This is a genomic window from Tsuneonella sp. CC-YZS046, assembly GCF_035581365.1.
In the GTDB taxonomy this organism is placed as follows: Bacteria; Pseudomonadota; Alphaproteobacteria; order Sphingomonadales; family Sphingomonadaceae; genus JAWKXU01.
Map to the genome: position 1 here is coordinate 1,665,159 of NZ_CP141590.1, position 13,382 is coordinate 1,678,540.

The following is a 13,382-nucleotide window of genomic DNA, read 5'->3' on the forward strand; positions in this document are numbered from 1 at the left end:
CCCGTGATGGCCGCCCAATACGCATACGTCATGAAGAGCATGACGAAGACTTTCCCCGGCGCGCAAAAGCCGGTGCTGAACAATATCAACCTGCAGTTCTACCAGGGCGCGAAGATCGGCATCGTCGGCCCGAACGGCGCGGGCAAGTCCACCCTGATGAAGATCATGGCGGGCATCGACACCGATTTCACCGGCGAGGCCTGGCCGGGCGAGAACATCACCGTCGGCTATCTGCCGCAGGAGCCGGAACTCGATACGAGCAAGACCGTGCTCGAAAACGTCAAGGACGGCGCGCGCGAAACCGCCGATATGATCGACCGCTTCAACGAGATTTCCATGCTGATGGGCGATCCGCCCGAAGACGCCGATTTCGATGCGCTGATGACCGAAATGGGCGAACTGCAGGAAAAGATCGACGCGGTGGACGGCTGGACGCTCGACAACCAACTGGAAGTCGCGATGGAAGCGCTGCGCTGCCCGCCGGGCGACTGGCCGGTGGACAGCCTTTCCGGGGGTGAAAAGCGCCGCATCGCCCTCACCCGCCTGCTGATCCAGAAGCCTTCGATCCTGCTGCTGGACGAACCGACCAACCACCTTGACGCCGAAAGCGTCGAATGGCTGGAAAACCATCTCAAGGAATATGCCGGCGCGGTGCTGATGATTACCCACGACCGCTATTTCCTCGACAATGTGGTGGGCTGGATTCTCGAGCTGGATCGCGGGAAATACTTCCCTTACGAGGGCAATTATTCGACCTATCTGGAAAAGAAGGCCAAGCGGCTCGAACAGGAAGACCGCGAGGAAAGCGGCCGTTCCAAGGCCCTCAAGGAAGAGCTGGAATGGATTCGGCAGACCCCGGCCGCGCGGCAGACCAAGAGCAAGGCCCGTATCCGCAAGTTCGAGCAGCTTCAGGAAGCGCAGAACGAGCGCAAGCCGGGCAAGGCGCAGATCGTCATCCAGGTGCCGGAGCGGCTGGGCGGCAAGGTCATCGAAGCCAAGGGCATTTCCAAGGCCTATGGCGACAAGCTGCTGTTCGAGGATCTGTCCTTCATGCTGCCGCCGGGCGGCATCGTCGGCGTGATCGGGCCGAACGGCGCGGGCAAATCCACGCTGTTCAAGCTCATCACCGGGCAGGAAACGCCCGATAGCGGCACCATCGACATCGGCGAGACGGTGCGGCTGGGCTATGTCGACCAGAGCCGCGACCATCTCGACGGCACCAAGAACGTGTGGGAGGAAATCTCCGACGGGCTGGATTACATGAAGGTCAACGGCCACGACATGTCCACCCGGGCCTATGTCGGCGCGTTCAACTTCAAGGGTGCGGACCAGCAGAAGAATGTCGGCAAGCTCTCCGGCGGCGAGCGCAACCGCGTCCACATGGCCAAGATGCTCAAGCTGGGCGGCAATGTCCTGCTGCTGGACGAACCGACCAACGACCTCGACGTGGAAACCCTTGCCGCGCTGGAAGACGCGATCGAGAATTTCGCGGGCTGCGCCGTGGTCATCAGCCACGACCGCTTCTTCCTCGACCGGCTGGCGACCCATATCCTCGCTTTCGAGGGCAACAGCCATGTCGAATGGTTCGAAGGCAATTTCGAAGCCTATGAGGAGGACAAGCGGCGGCGCCTGGGCGATGCCGCCGACCGCCCGACCCGCCTGGCCTACAAGAAGCTGACGCGCTGACGCGCCAGGCCAGCCTGCCATCTCGCAATACTCTGGCCCCCCTGGTCGCCACGACCTTGGGGGCCTTCCCTTTGCCCCGGCAGGCAGACGCCTCGCGCAGACAGGATCGAAACGCTGCGAGGCGCGATCCGGAGAAGCTGAACCGTCTATTTTTCAGAAAAGCGTCACTTAACCTGAACGGCAGGTCATCAGTGCGGTTCACATTGATGACAGGGCGACTCAAGTAAAACTCTCGTCCAAGGACCGCTCCCCACTCGGCGGCAAATTGGATGGAGATGCCGCAATGAAACTTACCCATTTACTGAGATCCGCGGGATCGGCGGCGCTTGCCGCCACCCTGGCGATCACGGCCTTGCCAGCCACGGCTTTCGCCGCCGACGCGCCCGGCAATGCGCGCGCGGGCTGGAGCGAGCGGAGCGGCAATCGCGGCAATATGCAAAGCCAGCGGATCGAACGCCGTGGCGACACTCGCGCGGCTCAGGTCAATCGGCAAAGCGAGCAGCGCGCCGCACGGATCGAGCGCCAGGGCAACTGGCGCGCGCAGCAGGTGCAGAACCGCACGAACAACGCCCCGCGCAATGTCGAACGCCAGGGCGACCAGCGCTCCGCCCAGATCACCCAGCGCAGCCAGCAGCGCGCGGCGCAAGTAGAGCGGCGCGGAGACTGGCGCGCCAGCCAGGTCGACCGGCGCAGCGAGCAACGCGCCAATCGGGTGGAAAACCGCAATCGCAGCTATGCCGATCCCAATCGGAACTCCAGCTATCGCAATGCGCGCAGGGACGACCGGCGCGATGGAGATCGCTGGCGGAACAACAGCAACACCAACAACACCCGGTGGCGCGACAACGACAATCGCTGGCGGGACAACAATAATCGCTGGAGCAACACCAACAACACCCGGTGGCGCGACAACGACAATCGCTGGCGGGACAACAATAATCGCTGGAGCAACAGCAACAACAATCGGTGGAGCAACAACGACCGCAACTATCGCAAGTGGGATCGCCGCTGGCGCGACAACAACCGCTACAACTGGTCCCGCTATCGCGACAGCAACCGCAGCGTCTACCGGCTGGGCCGCTATTACGCCCCGTATCAGGGCTACAGCTATCGCCGCCTGAACATCGGCTTCTACATGGACTCGATGTTCTATTCCAACCGCTACTGGATCAACGATCCATGGCAATATCGCCTGCCGGATATCTACGGCCCCTATCGCTGGGTGCGCTATTACGACGATGCCCTGCTGGTGGACATCTATTCCGGCGAAGTGGTGGACGTGATCTACGATTTCTTCTGGTAAGGCAGCCGGAACGAGTTCTGCCGGGAGAGTGGCCCGGCAGTTTAGGGCCTAATCATTAGCCGAGGCCCGGAGAGCCCCCGCCCTTCCCCTGGCGGGGGCTTTTTCCATGCGATGCAGGGATGGTTCAGCGGCGCCCCGGCCGGCCGAACGGCAACATGCGGAAGATCGTGCCGTCGCGATCCAGCAGCTGATGCTTCCATGCCCCCGCGATATGCAGGAAGAACAGCACCAGCATGATGTTGGCCAGCGCGCCATGGATGCCTTCGAAGGCTTCATGCGCATCGTGGCTCTTGGGCAGCGGCAGGCCCGGAAAGTCGAAGATGCCGAACATGCTGATCGGCCACCCCCCGGTTCCATACTGCACCAGCAGATAGCCGGTGAGCGGCAGAGCGATGATGAGGAAGTAGAATATCTTGTGGACGGCGCTGGCCAGCACCCGTTCCCATTTCGGGTGATCGGGATTGGGCGGCGGCGGCTTGTGCGTGATGCGCCAGCCGATCCTGACGACGGACAGGATGAGGATGGTCATGCCCAGCGCGACGTGCAGGCCCATCAGCGCCTGTTCTCTGGCTTCCGGCGCATCTTCGGCAATCTGAGCGATCAGCCAGTTTGCGATGATCGCCAGGGCGATCAGCCAATGGAGCGCGATCGCCCCGTGCGAATAGCGCACGCGTGTTGCAGCGGCAGCCGTGTCGAGCGTAGACATTCGCGGATTGTGAGGGATTTGGAAAAATTGGGCAAGCGTTCCCTGCCTGCCCGGCACTTGCTCCTTGCGAAGCGCGGAAACTGTCTTCTATTCTGGGATCGGGACCTAAGACCAACATCATGAATTTATTCGGCAAGAATTCCGCGCGGCATCCTGATCGGGAAGCCCTGGCGCGCATCGGCGAGAAAGTCCGCCGCAGGCTGGATGCCCATCCCAACATGCACAAGCTGCCGGCCGAGGGCGCGGAGATCTACGCGATGGGAGGCTTCCTGGATGCGGGCGAATGCTTCCGCCTGATCGCGATGATAGATGCCGTTGCCCGGCCATCCACGCTGTTCGGCTCCGACAACGATCCCGAATACCGCACCAGCTATTCCGGAAATCTCGATCCCGCGGATTCCGTGGTGAAGATGATCGAGCGGCGCATCGACGATCTGTTGGGGATAGAGCCGGCCTGGGGCGAAACCATCCAGGGCCAGCGCTATATGCCGGGCCAGCAATACAAGGCGCATTACGACTGGTTCCATATCGGCACCGACTACTGGAAATCGGAACGCAAGCGCGGCGGCCAACGCAGCTGGACCGCCATGATCTTCCTGAATGACGTGGAGGGAGGCGGAGAGACCCTGTTCGCCAAGACCGGGCTGCAGGTGACTCCGCAGGCCGGGGCCATTCTCATCTGGAACAACGCTACCCCGACGGGGGAAGTGAACGACATGACCCTGCACGCTGCTACCCCGGTGGTGAAGGGGGTGAAGCATGTCATCACCAAATGGTATCGCACCCGCAAATGGAGCTGAGCGCAGCCTGGGGCCTGATAGATGGCTTGGCCCTAATCCTGCGAATGCCGGGGCACATGCCCCGCCGCCGGGTCCATATGCCCGAGCCTTGTCGAAATCCTGTCGATCTTGCGATGCAGCCGGAGAAGCTCGATGGTGGTCCGCAGGTTCACCTCGTAATCGTGCCGGGCGGCGACCCGATCCTTCTTGGCCTGGCGGTTCTGGCTCATCATGATGATCGGGGCCTGGAGCGCGGCCAGCATCGACAGCATCAGATTGAGAAAGATGTAGGGAAAGGCATCGAAGGAAGGCAGCCCGAGATGCTCGGCCGCGCGGCTGTTGAGCACCATCCAGGCCAGCAGAACCAGCGTGAAGCTGGTGATAAATGCCCAGCTTCCGCCGATCGCGGCGACCCGGTCCGCCAGCCTGTCGCCAACTGTAGTCTCGGCGGCGGCCCGCTCATCCGCATCCAGACCGACCACCTCCTCGGTCGAAACGCGATGGAGAACCGCCCTCTCCTCCTCGTCCAGTTCGGAAAAAGGCCGCCCCAGAATTTCCTCGGCAAGCGCTTCGGGACTGGTATCGAGCTTCATCCCATGTCTCCGGACAGGATCTATCGCGTCATGGCCTCTTCGATCAGCTTGCGCGTGTTGGCAATGCCATACAACGCGATGAAACTGCCCATGCGCGGCCCCTGTTCCGAACCCAGCAGGGTTTCATACAAGGCGCGGAACCAGTCCCGCAGGGATTCGAAGGCGAATTCCTCGCGCTTGCCGATCTCGTAGACGGCGGTCTGGATGTCCTCGGCGGGGGTGTCCTCGGCCATGCCCGCCAGATCGCCATCCAGCGCGCGCAGCGCTGCGGCTTCGTTCGGGGTCGGAGCGCGGCGGTTCAGCGTCGGCAGCACGAAATCGCGGTTGTAGGCCAGCGCCGGGTCTATCAGGGCCGCAAGCTCGGGGTGATCCGCGGGATCGGCGTCGTGGATGTAATTGCCGAGATAGGACCAGACCTGCGCATGGGTCGCATGGGGGCCGAGCACGCCCACCAGATTGAGCAGCAGGCCATAGGTCACGGGGAGCGAATCCCCCTCACCCTTCACCGCTCCATTGGCGCGCAGCAGATGCCACACCGGGTTGCCGAGCTGCTGATCCAGCGGCTGTTCGGGCAGCCTGGCGCGGAACTGCCAATATTCGTCGACAGCGCGGGGGATCACCCCGACATGGAGCTGCTTGGCCCGTTTCGGCTCGCGATAGAGATAGAAGCCGAGGCTCTCCTCGGTGCCATAGGTCAGCCATTCCTCGATGGTCAGGCCATTGCCCCTGGACTTGGAGATCTTCTCCCCCTTCTCGTCCAGGAACAGCTCGTAGATCAGCCCTTCCGGCTTGCGCCCGCCCAGCACCCTGGCGATCTTGCCGGACTGGGTGACGCTGTCGGTCAGGTCCTTGCCGCACATTTCATAATCGACCCCCAGCGCGACCCAGCGCATGGCCCAGTCCACCTTCCATTGCAGCTTGGCCCGGCCGCCCAGGATGGATTGCTCGATTACTTGGCCCTCGTCCTCGAACCGGACGATGCCGGCCTCGGCGTCGATCACTTCCACCGGCACCTGCAGGACGATGCCGCTGCTCGGCGAAACCGGCAGCACCGGCGAATAGGTCTGGCGCCGCTCCTCCCGCAGGGTCGGCAGCATGATGTCCATGATCGCGCCGTAATGCCGCAGGACATTGCGCAGCGCATCGTCGAACGCGCCGGAATTGTAGCGGTCGCTGGCCGAGACGAATTCGTAGTCGAAGCCGAAGCGGTCGAGAAACTGGCACAGCATCGCATTGTTGTGATGGGCGAAGCTCTCATACTTCCCGAACGGATCGGGAATGCGGGTCAGCGGCTTGCCGAGATTCTCCGCCAGCAGCGCCTGGTTCGGGACATTGTCAGGCACCTTGCGCAAGCCATCCATATCGTCGCTGAATGCGACGAGGCGGGTCGGCGCGCCGCCGGTCAGCACCTCATAGGCGCGGCGCACTAGCGTGGTCCGCAGCACTTCCTGGAAAGTGCCGATATGCGGCAGGCCCGAGGGGCCATACCCCGTTTCGAACAGGACCGGCGCAGGGCTTCCGTCCCCGGCCGTCTTGCCTTCGGGATAGCGCTGCAGCAGCTTGCGCGCTTCCTCGAAAGGCCAGGCCTTGGATACGCGCGCGGCTTCGATCAGGGATTCATCGTTCATGGCGGGCGTCCATCGCGCCTTGCGCTTCGTTTCGCAAGCGCGGAAACGCAAAAACGGCCTTGGCGCATGCAAACCGGGCAATGGCCCTGGATGCGCGACGGATCGCCGGGCAAAGCCGCAAAGCCGGTGGACATACCGATGGTAACTGTGATGGAACCGCTCGTTCCGTCTCCGGTTGTCGAAGCGGACCAATGGAGTAGCCGGATTGCATTATCTCAAGACCGTGCAGAAGCAGGTGGACCTGATCGTCGACGGATTTTTCGCCATGCTGCCAAGCCTGGTGATCGCCCTGCTGGTCCTGATGATAACCTGGGCGCTGGCCCGCTTCGCGGTGCGGATCGCGGACCGGATCACCCGCAGAACCTCGTTGCGGGCCGATCTGAAGCAGTTGCTCGATACGCTGGTGCGGCTCGCCATATGGATCTTCGGCCTGCTGATCGCGGCCACGGTGGTCATGCCGGGCCTCACCCCGGCCAGCCTCGTCGCGGGCCTGGGCATCGGCGCGGTCGCGATCGGCTTCGCCTTCCAGGACATTCTGGAGAACTTCCTGGCCGGCGTGCTCATCATGCTGCGCGACAAGATGCAGATCGGCGACCTGATCGAGGCGCAGGGGATTCTGGGCAGGGTGGAGAAGATCACCCTGCGCGAAACCCATATCCGCCAGCTTACCAATGAACTTACCATCCTGCCGAACTCCATGATCTTCAAGAACCCGGTGAAGATCATCACCGACGAGGCCACACGCCGGGACGAGATCACCTTCGGCGTCGCGGTCGAAACCGACCTGCGCAAGGCCGAAACGGTCATCCGCAAGGTGCTCGACGGCCTGCCCGCGATTTCCAGGGACCGGCCGGTCGAGGTCTATGCGGTCAATTTCGCTTCGGGCGCGGTCAATTTCGTGGTCCGATGGTGGGCGGACACCCGCGCCAACGACTTCGCCCGGGTGAAGAGCGACGTTATCATGGGCATACAGCAGGCCTTCGACGAGGCAGGCGTGGATATGCCCTCATCCGACATGAAGCTGGTGGACGTGCGGCCCGAAAAACCGCGGGAAACCGGGCCGGCGTGACGATCGAACGGTCATCCTGCCGCGACCGCCCAATCATAGGCAAGCGGCGCTTCGCGGAATGCGAACCGATCCAGATGCCGCTCGATCACACCCTTCATCCGCTCGACGGTTTCCCCGTCCTTCGCGGATAGCTCGATGCGGATCGCGTCCGCCCCGCCCTCCATGATGGCGGTGGCCTCCGGGAACCGGACGACGCCCCGGTCCCCGTCAAGCTCGACCTCCAGCTTGTGCGCCCAATGCTTGCAAAGCTGGCGGACATATTTGCCGCCATTCGCGGTCGGCACCGTGGCGACAGCAATGGTCATGCCTCGATCCTTTCGATCTGCCGGGCGGCGTCGTCGATCAGCTCCGCGACCCGCAGCACGGTTTCCCGTTCCACCTTGTCGTGGGACAGCCGGTCGAAGATCGCGGTCTTCAGGTTCTGCATCGCGCGCCTGATCGGGGCAGCATCCGTGCGTTCCCGCATCCGGGCGAGCGATGCCAGCCGGGTTTCCGCAGCCGCGATCTCATCGGCATGGGCCTCGATATGGGCCAGCCCCGCTTCGGTCGCCTGGTAGCTCTTGCGCGCGCTGTCCGCCACTTCGACCGCGATCCAGCCGGCCTCTTCCATGAAGGTAAGGGCGGGATAGACCACGCCGGGGCTGGGCGAATATCCGCCATGCGACCGCTCCTCGATCTCGCGGATCAACTCATAGCCATGACGGGGCCGATCCGCGATCAGCTTGAGCAGCAGCAATTGCAGCGCGCCCGGGTCGAACAGCCGCTTGCGGCGCCGATGCCCCTCGCCCTCGTTATGATGGGCGTGGTGACGGGCCTGATCGCGGCCCCTGCCGAATCCTTCGAAAAGTCCATCGCCTGAGCGATGTCCGCCACGGCCGCGACGATTATGTCCTGATCTCAAAATATCATCTCCTTAGTATCAAGATGTTTCTAAGATATATCTAAAACATATTCAAACAAGACCCGCCCCGAAAAAAATCCGCGTCCCGCTCCCCCGCCGGGCAAAACCCGCCGAACCGCATCGCCGCCGCTTGCCCTGCGCGCCGACATGGACCTAATCGTGATCCATGCCCGCCACGCCTCTTGCTCTCCCCGCGCTGCACGCCAGCCATGGCGGATGCTGGCTCCGGCCCGCCGAGGGGGAAACGCGCGCGGTGGGCAAGGGAGAGGCGATCATGGCGGCGGCGGATACGCCTCGGCTGATCCTCAACGCCCCGCTGGTGGCGGCGCGGCTGGGCTATCCCGATCTTTCCGGGCTGGACCTGCTGGAGTTGTTCGCCTTCATCCATCCCGCCCGCTTCGTGGTGCCGACGCCCAAGGGGTTGGCCCATGCGCTGGGGCTGCCCGAAGCCGAAACGGACGATGCCGTGCCCGGCCTGTTGCAGGAGGCGGCGGGCGCGCTGCTCGCCACCTGCGAAAGCGACGGATGGGAGGAACGGGAAGGCGCCTGGAGCGCGCTGCAATCGCTGGCCAGGCTGCGCTGGCCCTGGGCGCAGGTTCTTGCCCCCCATATCCGCCGCCCGGACCGCGCCGAGAAATGGCTGTTCTCCCGCCTGCCGGAATGGGAGGAAGCGCCCGAGCGCCCGCAACCAGCCCAGGTCACGCTCGCGGATGAGGAGATCGAGGCGCGGCTGGATCGCCTGACCGGCGACGGTGCGGAACGGCGCGAGGGCCAGCGCGACTATGCGCGCAACGCCGCCCGGATCTTCGGCCCGCGCCAGAGCCGCCATGCCCCCAACCTGCTTCTCTCCCAGGCAGGCACCGGCATCGGCAAGACGCTGGGCTATCTCGCCCCGGCCTCGCTTTGGGCGGAACGGGCGCAGGGCACGGTATGGGTCTCGACCTATACCAAGAACCTGCAGCGCCAGCTTCGCCGCGAAAGCCGCCGCGCCTTTCCCGAAGCGGAAGGGAAAGGGGAGCCGGCGCGGGTCGTGGTGCGCAAGGGGCGCGAGAACTATCTCTGCCTGCTCAATCTGGAGGACGCGCTGCAGGGCGGCTTCGGCGGCAGGGCCGCGATCCTCGCCCAGCTGGTCGCACGCTGGGCCGCCTATAGCCGGGACGGGGACATGATCGGCGGCGATCTGCCGGGCTGGCTGGGCACGCTGTTCCGCAATCGCGCCGTCCGCTCGCTCACCGACCAGCGCGGCGAATGCGTCTATGCGGGCTGCCCGCATTACCGGAAATGCTTCATCGAACGGGCGGCGCGGGCCAGCGCCCAGGCCGATCTGGTGATCGCCAATCATGCGCTGGTGATGATAAACGCCGCGCGCGGGCGGGACCCGGCGCAGCGCCCCACCCGCATCATCTTCGACGAGGGCCATCATCTGTTCGACGCGGCGGATTCGACCTTCGCGGCCGCGCTGACCGGGGCCGAGACGATCGAATTGCGGCGATGGATTGTCGGCCCGGAACGCGGCACGCGCGGCAGGCGGCGGGGCCTCTCGGCCCGGCTGGCCGATGTCGCCAGCTATGACGAAGCGGGCGCGCGGGCGATCGCCGCCGCGCTCGAAGCGGCGCAGGCCCTGCCCTCGGACGGCTGGCTGCAACGCCTGCATGACGGTGCTCCCTCCGGCCCGATCGAGGCCTTGCTCGGCGCGGTAAGGGCCATCGCCTATGCACGCGACGAAAGCGGGGGGCAGGAAGCGGGCTACGGGATCGAGACGGAGGCGGCCCAGCTCGACGGCAATTTCATGGAGCTGGCCGGGCAGGCGCAGCTTGCGCTCGCCGCCTTGCGCCATCCGCTGATCCGGCTCGGCGTGCGGCTGGACGCGCTGCTGGAAGATCCGCCGGACTGGCTGGACGGCCCCGATAGTAACTTTGGGGGCCGCGCGCGAATCGAGGGCGCGCGGCATTCGCTGGCCTGGCGGATCGACACCCTCTCCGCCTGGGAGGCGCTGCTGGAAAGGATCGGCGGAGCATCCGGCGAAGGGGAGGTGGAATCCCGGTTCGTCGACTGGCTGGCGGTGGACCGCTCCGACGCGCGCGAATACGACGTGGGCATCCAGCGGCGCTGGCTCGATCCCACGCAGCCGCTGGCGCAGGTAGTGCTGGAACCGGCCCATGGGGTGATGCTGACCAGCGCCACGCTGTGCGAACGCGGCCCGGCGGGGGAGGACTGGCAAACCGCCATCGCCCGCAGCGGCGCCGCGCATCTGGAAACCGCGCCGATGCTCGCCAGCGCGGACAGCCCGTTCGATTACGCCAGCCAGGCCGAGGTGCTGATCGTCACCGATGTGAAGCGGGGCGACATTCCTGCGCTGGCGGGTGCCTATGCGCGGCTGATCGAGGCCGCGCAGGGCGGCGTGCTGGGCCTGTTCACCGCGATCCGGCGCCTGCGCGCGGTGCATGGGCGGATCGTGGACCGCCTCGCCCGCGCCGGGCTGCCGCTCTACGCCCAGCATGTCGACCCGATCGACACCGGCACGCTGGTGGACATCTTCCGGGACGATCCGCGCGCCTCGCTGCTGGGCACCGACGCGCTGCGCGACGGGGTCGACGTGCCCGGCCACTCCCTCCGCTGCGTGGTGATGGAGCAGGTGCCGTGGCCCAAGCCCTCCATCCTGCATCGCGCGCGCCGGGCCGCCAACGGCGGTTCCGCCTATGACGACCGGATCATCCGCGCGCGGCTGGCGCAGGGGTTCGGCCGCCTGATCCGGGGCAAGGACGACCGGGGTCATTTCATCGTCCTGTCCGCCGCGTTCCCCAGCCGGCTGCTGTCCGCCTTTCCCCCAGGCACCCCTGTCTTGCGATTGACACTGGACGAGGCTTTACAACGGGTCGCCGCCAGTGTTTGCTTGTCGGGCGAGCCGCGGCTGCACGAGCCAGCCGGGCAGGATGAAGGATAGTGTCGTTCGCGTGAAACTGCTGGGTCTGTTCCGTCATGCCAAATCCTCGTGGGAGGATATGGGCGTCCGTGATTTCGATCGCGCACTCAACGCCCGTGGGCAAAAGGGCGCGGCGCTGATGGGCCGGCACATCGCCGAATATGATGTGAAGTGGGGGCAGGTCATCGCCAGCCCCGCGACCCGCGTGCGCGCCACGATCGACAGCGCCATCGAAGCGGCCGGCCGCTGCCCGCCCATCCTGTGGGACGAGCGGGTCTATCTCGCCAGCTCCGAAACCCTGATCGACATCCTGCGCGAGAAGGGCGACGACAGCGAGGCCATTCTGCTGTGCGGCCATAATCCGGGGCTGCAGGAACTGGTGTTCGACCTGGTGCGGGAAGACGGGGCGAATCCGCTGCTGGACAAGGTGGCCGGCAAGTTTCCCACCGCCGCCTTTGCCGTCATCAAGCTCGATATCCAGAGCTGGTCCGAGCTGGATCTGCATTGCGGCGAACTGGTGCATCTTGCCCGCCCGCGCGACCTGGACGCCAGCCTGGGCCCGGAAACGGTCGACCACTAGGGTCAGGACCATCGGCGCGAGGTCCGGGGCCGGGATTTCGCGAAGGCCTGTTCTTCGCCCTTGGCCCCTTCACTCCCCAGCCCATTCACCCCGCCTGCTTGCGGGCATGGAACGCGGGATGGCTTTCGGCCAAGAGGCCGCGCGTCGGGCCGCTCAGGGCATGCGCCAGCGCCGAAGTTGACACTGTTGACACGGTTCCGGGATGCCTGTTCTCCGTGATTTCCGAGCCAGCAGGTGCCGCCACCTGCTTCGAAATCACTCCGGGATCAAAAACCCGGTGGTCTTCGTCCGGTGAGGATTGGGCGGGCGTGGATCGAGCGGGCGGAGTTTGGGTAGGCGTGGATTGGGCTGGCGGCGGCTCTGCGGACGCTGGCTCTACGGACGATGGCCTGTGCGGTGTGGCATCGACCAGCCCGTCCACCGTGGCGCAGGCCCGGGCGAACCAGCCGTCCCATTGCGCTTCCATCTCGTCCCGCGCCGCCTCTCCGGCCGCCACGATGGCGCCCGCCCGCGCATCATGCGCGTCCTCATCCCCGGGCCAGTCTTCTCCCTGCTCCGGCTCCCCTTCCTCATACAGTAGCCAGTCCTGCGCATCCGCCGCCGCCTCGTCCCCCGCTTCGGCCCGCCCCATCGGCAGCGCCTCGTCCCCGCCCGCCAGTTCCTCGGGAAAGCGCTCCCCGGCGATCAGCGCCAGGATCTCGTCGAACCGCCCCGCATCCTCGGGGGCCTGCCCGTCCTCTTCCACCAGCCGGTCGAGCCGCGCCAGATGCGCCAGCAGCAGCCGCGTGTCATATTGCATCCGTGTGCCGACCTCTTCCCCGCGATGGAACACCGGCTGCTCCACCCCGTCGAGTGCCCGGGTCGCCAGCACCTGCTCGCTGCTGTCGCGCGCCAGCACCAGCGCCGCCGCCCAGCCCCGCGCGAACAGCGTATCGCGCCGCCGCAGCCGATAGGCCGCCTCGGCCGAAAGCCCGACCCGGGCGCAGGCCGCCCGGACATTGCCCTTGACCGAGAGATGATCGAGAAACCGCGCCATCGCCTGCGGCGTCCAGCCGCGCGAAGGCAGGGGAATGGAGTGGGGAATGGTGTGATGCCCGGACATGATTCGCTGCTCCTCACAAGAACAAAAGGCGAATCACACCCACTATGCACATAGCCCCCTGTAGGACAGCGGTTTCGGATAAACCGCGCCCTGCATTGTTGCCCTCCTTCCC

Annotated in this window: 12 protein-coding genes; 6 read left to right on the forward strand and 6 right to left on the reverse strand. The window is 65.2% G+C overall.

The features are described from left to right. Nucleotides 1-6 precede the first annotated feature (6 nt). Nucleotides 7-1,686 (forward strand): energy-dependent translational throttle protein EttA, encoded by a 1,680-nt coding sequence (gene ettA / locus U8326_RS08215; protein WP_324743494.1) that lies wholly within the window; start codon nt 7-9, stop codon nt 1,684-1,686. A gap of 283 nt (nt 1,687-1,969) precedes the next feature. Further along, a complete protein-coding gene (locus U8326_RS08220) occupies nt 1,970-2,989 on the forward strand; it encodes an RcnB family protein (RefSeq protein WP_324743495.1) in 1,020 nt (339 codons plus the stop codon). Nucleotides 2,990-3,113: 124 nt separating this feature from the next. Here U8326_RS08220 and U8326_RS08225 read toward each other — a convergent pair whose 3' ends face one another. Further along, entirely contained in the window at nt 3,114-3,695 is a 582-nt protein-coding gene (locus U8326_RS08225) for a cytochrome b (protein WP_324743497.1), read from the reverse strand. A 119-nt stretch (nt 3,696-3,814) separates the two neighbouring features. Between U8326_RS08225 and U8326_RS08230 the strand changes: the two genes are divergently transcribed. Then, complete coding sequence (locus tag U8326_RS08230) at nt 3,815-4,495, forward strand: 2OG-Fe(II) oxygenase (RefSeq protein ID WP_324743499.1); 681 nt, start codon at nt 3,815-3,817, stop codon at nt 4,493-4,495. A 32-nt stretch (nt 4,496-4,527) separates the two neighbouring features. On the opposite strand, the gene U8326_RS08235 is transcribed toward U8326_RS08230, so the two are convergent. After that, nucleotides 4,528-5,067 carry a DUF1003 domain-containing protein gene (locus tag U8326_RS08235; protein WP_324743500.1) on the reverse strand — a complete coding sequence of 180 codons (540 nt, stop codon included), beginning with the start codon at nt 5,065-5,067 and terminating at the stop codon, nt 4,528-4,530. Nucleotides 5,068-5,087: 20 nt separating this feature from the next. Continuing rightward, nucleotides 5,088-6,695 carry a lysine--tRNA ligase gene (locus U8326_RS08240; protein ID WP_324743501.1) on the reverse strand — a complete coding sequence of 536 codons (1,608 nt, stop codon included), beginning with the start codon at nt 6,693-6,695 and terminating at the stop codon, nt 5,088-5,090. A 205-nt stretch (nt 6,696-6,900) separates the two neighbouring features. Here U8326_RS08240 and U8326_RS08245 point away from each other — a divergent pair, with 205 nt between their 5' ends. Next, the gene (locus U8326_RS08245; RefSeq protein WP_324743502.1) at nt 6,901-7,764 is read left to right on the forward strand and encodes a mechanosensitive ion channel family protein; all 864 of its coding nucleotides are present in this window, start codon (nt 6,901-6,903) and stop codon (nt 7,762-7,764) included. Between the two features lie 11 nt (nt 7,765-7,775). Here the strand turns inward: U8326_RS08245 and U8326_RS08250 are convergent, their stop codons facing one another. Both U8326_RS08250 and U8326_RS08255 read right to left on the reverse strand, forming a co-directional pair. After that, a complete protein-coding gene (locus U8326_RS08250; RefSeq protein WP_324743504.1) occupies nt 7,776-8,069 on the reverse strand; it encodes a DUF2218 domain-containing protein in 294 nt (97 codons plus the stop codon). Beyond that, nucleotides 8,066-8,665, reverse strand: a complete 600-nt coding sequence (locus U8326_RS08255) for a PadR family transcriptional regulator (RefSeq protein ID WP_324743505.1) — start codon at nt 8,663-8,665, stop codon at nt 8,066-8,068. Before U8326_RS08255 ends, U8326_RS08250 begins: the two co-directional genes overlap by 4 nt. A gap of 166 nt (nt 8,666-8,831) precedes the next feature. Between U8326_RS08255 and U8326_RS08260 the strand changes: the two genes are divergently transcribed. After that, nucleotides 8,832-11,609, forward strand: coding sequence for an ATP-dependent DNA helicase (locus tag U8326_RS08260; protein WP_324743506.1), 2,778 nt, complete (start codon nt 8,832-8,834; stop codon nt 11,607-11,609). Between the two features lie 10 nt (nt 11,610-11,619). Continuing rightward, on the forward strand, nt 11,620-12,168 hold the full coding sequence (locus U8326_RS08265) for a SixA phosphatase family protein (protein ID WP_324739662.1): 549 nt from the start codon (nt 11,620-11,622) through the stop codon (nt 12,166-12,168). An 85-nt stretch (nt 12,169-12,253) separates the two neighbouring features. On the opposite strand, the gene U8326_RS08270 is transcribed toward U8326_RS08265, so the two are convergent. Continuing rightward, the gene (locus U8326_RS08270) at nt 12,254-13,270 is read right to left on the reverse strand and encodes a hypothetical protein (RefSeq protein WP_324739663.1); all 1,017 of its coding nucleotides are present in this window, start codon (nt 13,268-13,270) and stop codon (nt 12,254-12,256) included. Nucleotides 13,271-13,382: the final 112 nt, after the last annotated feature.